This window comes from Streptomyces sp. NPDC036822, assembly GCF_055609145.1.
Map to the genome: position 1 here is coordinate 1 of NZ_JBVJPY010000051.1, position 5937 is coordinate 5937.

Here is a 5937-nt window from a genome sequence, read left to right on the forward strand (position 1 = left end):
GAGTTGCCTCCGGGTCACGACCACAGTCCTACCGGATCCCACTCCGCGCAGAGTGAAGAACTCAGAAGCTGATCACGACATCACACAGTCCCTAGAGCCTGTGATTTTGACTTCAGGGTGGTCGGGCCACGTGCGAGGGTGGTGGCCATGCCGCAGCTTGGTCACGGTCTCCGATCCCGCAAATTCACGTTCGGGCTTGCCCCGACGGGCTTCACTGCGTGCCGGGAGACAGGTGACCCTGCGCTGGAGCACGCCCTGGCGGATGGGGCGACGCTCTGTGGCATCCCTCAGCGCCAAGTGACTGCATATCGGCATCTGTTTATTGCGAAGAGGTCCGGAAGGTGCTCGGCTTGCAGGATGAAGGCAACTGACGCCACGTCGACGCTCTGAGTCAGGCATTCCCTGACAGCGGGCGTCCTCGGCGTTCCGCGGTCGCGTCCAAATTCGGATGGCTGCGAAGTGGAGTGCGACCTGGTAGGCGATGGCGAGCTTGTCCGTTCGCATGGCCAGACCGCGCCACTGCTTGAGCCGGTTGATGCATCGTTCGACCGCGTTGCGCTGTTTGTATGCCTCGGCGTCAAAAGTGGGCGGGCGCCCACCGGCACGTCCTCGCCGGAGACGGTGGCCGACCTGGTCGGACGGCCGTGGAATGACAGCGCAGATCCCGCGGCGGCTTAAGATGCCCGCGGATCGCGCGGGAGGAGTACGCCCGGTTCGTCAGGGCTGCCTCCGGCCGAGTCCTCGGTCTCCCAGGACCGCCACGCGGAACGCGGATGCCTGCCATGACGGCTCGAAGGCTGGCGCGTCACCTGCCTGGCCTGCGATGACGCGGAGGACCAAAGGCCGTGCACGGCTGTCGCTGGCGAAGTGAACTTTCGTGCTCAGGCCGCCGCGGGACCGTCCGAGCGCATGGTCATCAGGTTCAGCCCGGCCCGGCGCTCCCTTCTCCTGGCGCCGACGGCGTGCTGGTGGCCAGACGGTCAGGAGCTGCGGTCGAATGGCAGTCCAGCTCCTGGCCGAGCATCCCCGCTGTGTCTCCGTCGCCACACCTGATCCCGTCAAGGGGCTTTACCGCTTCGTCCTCAGGTCGGCCTCACCTACAGCATGGGACGTCGAGGTCGCGCTGATCCCCTTCGACATCGCCTGAAGTGGCCCAGCGCCATCAGTGATGAGGGTCTGTGAAATCGGCCAGTGCTGCTCTTCGCTCCCCGCTTGCCTGCCGGAGGCGACGATGGCCGGGGCGCCCGTACTGCGTCGGGTGCTGGTGCCGGCCCTCGCCCGGAATCAGCGTCGTGAAATCATCCAGCGATGACTGAACCGAGCAGCGACGACGGCCGCACTTTCCGGCGCGAGACCGAGCGGGTCGTCAACGAGATCGCTCAGGGGCTCCGCACGTTGGACGCTGGTGTGAGCTGGTTCTCCGGCCTCGACCCGAGACGTCAGCAGATGGTTCTGCAGGAAGTCGCCGACTATGCGATGCAGGCGCACATTACAGCTGCGGACGGCCGTGCGGGGGTGGCGCGGTCTGGTGCGAAGCCTACGGCTAACCCCTCGGTAATGATCTGCATGGACCCGCCCCGCTACGGGTTCGCGGGCCTGCCCTCCGCCGAATACGTCAAGGCGTTCCGTGTCCTCGTTTCCGTGTTCGCCGTTGCTGACACTCGCCGCCGCGAGAGGTACTGCAATGGCGCCTGCGGACATTCATGGCACAACCTGCCGGCGGCAACCGAGCAGCACTGACCCTGTCCTACACCTCAGGCGTTGTCGAAGGCCGCGTGTGCCGCGTGGAACTGTTTGAAACGGACGCGCAACCTTCGCCCTGCTGCAGGCACGTATTCTCGCGAGACCGTGAGTCCGGGCTCAGGATCAGGCCGGCCCTACCGCCTTGCCTGACCTGCGGATCGGTGGCCCAAGAACCTTGTCGACTTCCGTGGCCGCGATGTCGAGAAGCTCCTCACCAAAGAGGCAGAGAGAACCCTCCCAAGGATGGCCAAAACTGCCGAAGCGGAAGTCCTCCGCAAGGAGGATGAAGTAGTCCCCGTCGGGATACGGGCTCAGCGGCCAAGCAGGTTGCCCAGGACCGCCGACCTCCTGCGGTGCGAAGCGATACGACGTGTGCTGCCAGTCGAGGGCGAGCAGAGTGCCCGACGAGCCAACGCAGGAAGAAAGCCCTTGCTCGACGACCGCGACCAGGTGGTCCAGACTCTCATCATTCGGATCATCGTCAAGCGCAGCGAGGCTCCAGGTCACCGACGCGACGGGCTCCTGGATGGCCGGCCATTTGATCGGATTCGTACTCGGACGGAAGCTGAAATCCTCGTAGAAACGGCCCCATACACGCCGGTGCTCGGCCTCCGGCAGCACTACCACGGGATCTCCCATCATGCCGCGATCCTACCGATCCGCCTGATGGCCGCAGAAAGATGGTTTACGGAAGTGCGGACAGAACCAAAATGGCTCTGACCGCAGTTCCGTGAAACCCCAGGCCGATCGCTCGCCGTCTCGCGGCGCGATAGCGTGCGCCTGTGACAAAGCTCGTCCTGGATACTCAGGTCCTCGTGAACTTCCGACACCACGACTTCACAGGCCACGGACCGCACGGCCACCGCTGGGTCGACGTGAAGTCCCTCCGGTTCCCCCAGGCCATCCAGGACAGTGAGCTACTGGAGGCGCTCGTCGCGCACGAGCAGTTCCGCGATGACTACGCGGGCGGCGGCGTCGATCCTGCGGGGACGCGCCACGGCCCGTACTGGCTCAAGCACGTCACGGCGCATGCCTACCGGCCGGTTGCCAACACAGACGCACTACGCGCCTCCACAGCTGGGCCAGCCAGCACGGCTCCATCCCGGAGTCCCTGGAGGAGATCCTCTCCTCGACAGTGCATGCCCCGATCGACTCGGCCACCAGCTGCTACCACCTCCAGGACCTGGGACAACAGAAGTTCCACGACTGGGGCGGCGTGCACATCGACTTCCATGAATACATCGCCATCGATCAAAACCGGGCCCTGCTGACGCTCCTGGTCGCAGCCGACGACTGAGCCCGAGATCGTTCACGAAACTGCGGACAGAACCATTTCCAATGCTCCTCATCAGAACGGCGGACCGGATCCGGAACCGGCGCGTGAACGAACGCACCGGCGATGAGGTGGACCTCGCGGACATGGTGAAGGGCTACGACACGGGGTCCGAGTACGTGATCGTCGAGCCGCCCTCGGGGAGCCTAGGTCTACCTGGAGCGCGGCCCTGGCCGAGTCGCACAAGGCTGGCATCGCCACGTTCGTGATGCGCGGGCGGGAGTACCTGGTCGCCTTGAAGGCGGAGGAGGCGGAGGAGGCGGAGGGCCTGCTCACGATTCACACGCTGCACGGGGCCGACGAGCTGCGCGATCCGCACGCCGAGGTGCCCGACCTTCCGGGGAAGGTCGAGGCGACGGCGGCGGAGGTGAAGATGGCCATGCAGTTGATCCACGCCCTGGCCATGGAGTGGGAGCCGGAGTCGTTCCACGACTCCTTCCGGGAAAAGGTCGAGGCCCTCGTAGAGGACTCAAAGACCGCCTGATCCATACCCACCCCTTCAAGGAGTTGAGGTTAGACGACAGGCTAAGCGCACGCCATATGAGGAGAAGGCGAAGCTCACCGCCGCGAAAGTCCTGGTCCCCTTGGCCATCCTTGTCGCCTCGTCAGTGTTGCTGATGGCCGGAGCGCCGATCCGCCGTCGCTACCTCCGCTACGTCCACCGGCATGAGGTCCCAGCAATCCTGGACAAGGAGCAGGGCCGAATCAGTGTCCACTGGTTCATGGTCATGAGCCCGTTTCTTGCATGGCTCTGCTGGCCCACATAGACACTAGCCCGGCTCATCTGGCGCCGAGGTTAAACGGCAAGCTCAGCGCCGGATGACCGGCTTCGGCAGCAGCGTGCTCAGCAGCCGGGCCGTCTCGGCCGCCATGTCCACTCCCCCGCCCACGCCCTGCCAACCAGAGGGTTGTCGATCTTGCTATCCCCGCGATCATCAGTCCTGCCGCCCCGCGCCAGCCCCGCCTATCTACCCAGACGCGGGCATCGCCTGCACCATTCCGGAGCGGATCGACCAGGTCAACGGCCGTATCCGCCGCGGCGAGACCCGCTGCCGTCTGGACAAGACCGTCTACCGGCGGCGCAACCTCGTCGAGCGCTGCTTCAGCCGGCTCAAGCAGAACCGGGCTCTGGCCACCCGCTACGACAAACGAGCCGCCCACTACCGGGCCATGGTCACCCTCGCCTGCCTCCGACTCTGGCTCAACGACTTTCCGGACACCCCCTAAAAGAGCGTTTTATCCCGGCAGAGGTGTTTGGCTGCGGTATGGGTGGCCGAGTGGGCTGGGGCTGCCGGGGCTGGGTTCATTGTCCGTGATGTGAGAAACGGTTGAAGCGATTGCCGGGCACGCTTCCGCCCGTTCGCTCCTGTCTGATCCCAAGGCGCCCCCACTCACCCCTGTTTGCGCCCTGTGGCGGGGTGTCTGCCGACGGAACTATCGAAACATGTCCCAACAGCGGCCGTATCCGAGTGACCTGTCCGATGCCCGATGGGAACTACTCGAGCCCATTCTGTCGGCCTGGCGGGCCGAGCGGCGAGGGAAGGGCCTGGACATCGGGCGGCCGCCCGAGCACGACCTGCGTCGGATCATGGACGCGGTCTTGTATGTGGACCGGACCGGGATCCCCTGGCGCTACCTTCCCCACGACTTCGCGCCGTGGGAAACCGTCTACGGATACTTCGCCGCCTGACAGAAGGACGGCGTATTCGACCAGCTCAACGGCCTGCTGCGCCGATTGGTCCGGGAGGCCGCAGGCCGGGATGCCGAGCCGAGCGCGTGCGTGCTGGACGCGCAAAGCGTCAAGACGTCCGCCAACGTACCGGCCAGCGGCCAGGGCATCGACGCGGGCAAGAAGATCGCCGGACGCAAGCGTCACATCGGCGTCGACACCCTCGGGCTCCTCCTCGCGGTCTGGGTCACCGCGGCCAGCGTCTCCGACAACGCTGGCGGCATTCACCTGCTCTCTCACATTGCCGAGGCCCACCCCCGAATCACCAAGGCCTGGGCCGACACCGGCTACCGGACCAAGGTGATCGAACACGGCGCCAACCTCGGCATCGACGTCGAGGTCACCCGCCGCGACCCGGGCCAGAAGGGCTTCAAAGTCATCCCGCGGCGCTGGGTCGTCGAGCGGACCTTCGGCTGGCTCATGAACCACCGCCGCCTGGCCCGCGACTACGAAACCCACCCACACCGCTCCGAAGCGATGATCCGCCTCGCAATGATCGACCTGATGAGCCGCAGGCTCACACGGGAGTCGACTCCCAACTGGAAGGACTCATAGCCGCCGGGCCGCGCTGACCCGCGCGTTCTCGCCCCTCATCGCCTGCGGCCAGCGGTCATCAATGACACCCGCAGCTTCCCGGCAGGCGCCACAGGCGTTCTCCCGCTCCGGCAGCCACCAGTGATCCGACGGCGACATGCCGACTTCCTGGATTCCGCACAACGTCCTGTCGAAGAGGCCGAAAGCGTGGGAGACGTCGACGGGAAGGCCGTCCGCGACGGCCCTCTCCCAGCGCATGTCCACGGGCAAGTACGGCGGCCGCGAGACCTCGAACCACTCACCACCCACATGAGTGGCGGCGTGACACCAGGAACAGGACCAGATCTCCTCTTCCCCCGTAGTCGGCAGCGCCGGCCATCGCCACATCGCACGTCCACACACATCGCACTCCACGGACGGATCCTCACACGCCTCCGTGCGTGACCCCAATCCGCTCACACCGCGCGACTTACCAAACACCCCCGCCGGGACAAAACGCTCTTTAAGGGCTGTCCCGCAAACGATCTCCGTCTGAGGGCCGTCGCGGGTAGGCGGGGTGATCGGCGTAGTGTGAGGCGAGGTCGAGCAGGTCGTCGCA

6 protein-coding genes and 3 pseudogenes are annotated in these 5937 nt (G+C 65.6%); 7 read left to right on the forward strand and 2 right to left on the reverse strand.

The window, feature by feature from the left end; genetic code table 11:
* Positions 1-798: 798 nt before the first annotated feature.
* Positions 799-971 (reverse strand): annotated as a pseudogene (locus tag ACZ68P_RS35930) (IS5/IS1182 family transposase); the annotation flags it as partial.
* A gap of 26 nt (positions 972-997) precedes the next feature.
* Between ACZ68P_RS35930 and ACZ68P_RS35935 the strand changes: the two are divergent.
* On the forward strand, positions 998-1147 hold the full coding sequence (locus ACZ68P_RS35935) for a hypothetical protein (RefSeq protein WP_471013566.1): 150 nt from the start codon (positions 998-1000) through the stop codon (positions 1145-1147).
* 161 nt (positions 1148-1308) lie between these two features.
* The gene (locus ACZ68P_RS35940) at positions 1309-1740 is read left to right on the forward strand and encodes a DUF5958 family protein (RefSeq protein ID WP_471013567.1); all 432 of its coding nucleotides are present in this window, start codon (positions 1309-1311) and stop codon (positions 1738-1740) included.
* A 126-nt stretch (positions 1741-1866) separates the two neighbouring features.
* Here the strand turns inward: ACZ68P_RS35940 and ACZ68P_RS35945 are convergent, their stop codons facing one another.
* On the reverse strand, positions 1867-2385 hold the full coding sequence (locus ACZ68P_RS35945; RefSeq protein WP_471013568.1) for a DUF2716 domain-containing protein: 519 nt from the start codon (positions 2383-2385) through the stop codon (positions 1867-1869).
* 493 nt (positions 2386-2878) lie between these two features.
* On the opposite strand from ACZ68P_RS35945, the gene ACZ68P_RS35950 reads away from it, so the two are divergent.
* From ACZ68P_RS35950 to ACZ68P_RS35970, 5 genes and pseudogenes are all read left to right on the forward strand, one after another.
* Positions 2879-3040 carry a hypothetical protein gene (locus tag ACZ68P_RS35950; protein ID WP_471013570.1) on the forward strand — a complete coding sequence of 54 codons (162 nt, stop codon included), beginning with the start codon at positions 2879-2881 and terminating at the stop codon, positions 3038-3040.
* A 41-nt stretch (positions 3041-3081) separates the two neighbouring features.
* Complete coding sequence (locus ACZ68P_RS35955) at positions 3082-3285, forward strand: Ku protein (RefSeq protein WP_471013572.1); 204 nt, start codon at positions 3082-3084, stop codon at positions 3283-3285.
* On the forward strand, positions 3246-3560 hold the full coding sequence (locus tag ACZ68P_RS35960; RefSeq protein WP_471013574.1) for a Ku protein: 315 nt from the start codon (positions 3246-3248) through the stop codon (positions 3558-3560). The genes ACZ68P_RS35955 and ACZ68P_RS35960 overlap by 40 nt, the downstream gene beginning before the upstream one ends.
* A 497-nt stretch (positions 3561-4057) precedes the next feature.
* Positions 4058-4303, forward strand: a pseudogene (locus tag ACZ68P_RS35965) (transposase); the annotation flags it as partial.
* Between the two features lie 217 nt (positions 4304-4520).
* Positions 4521-5360, forward strand: a pseudogene (locus ACZ68P_RS35970) (IS5 family transposase).
* The last annotated feature ends 577 nt before the right edge of the window (positions 5361-5937 follow it).

Excerpts from the sequence above, each read along its gene's own strand:
- ACZ68P_RS35935 (WP_471013566.1), top strand. The coding sequence starts at position 998 with ATGGCAGTCCAGCTCCTGGCCGAGCATCCCCGCTGTGTCTCCGTCGCC.
- ACZ68P_RS35940 (WP_471013567.1), top strand. The coding sequence starts at position 1,309 with ATGACTGAACCGAGCAGCGACGACGGCCGCACTTTCCGGCGCGAGACC.
- ACZ68P_RS35945 (WP_471013568.1), bottom strand. The coding sequence starts at position 2,385 with ATGATGGGAGATCCCGTGGTAGTGCTGCCGGAGGCCGAGCACCGGCGT.
- ACZ68P_RS35955 (WP_471013572.1), top strand. The coding sequence starts at position 3,082 with ATGCTCCTCATCAGAACGGCGGACCGGATCCGGAACCGGCGCGTGAAC.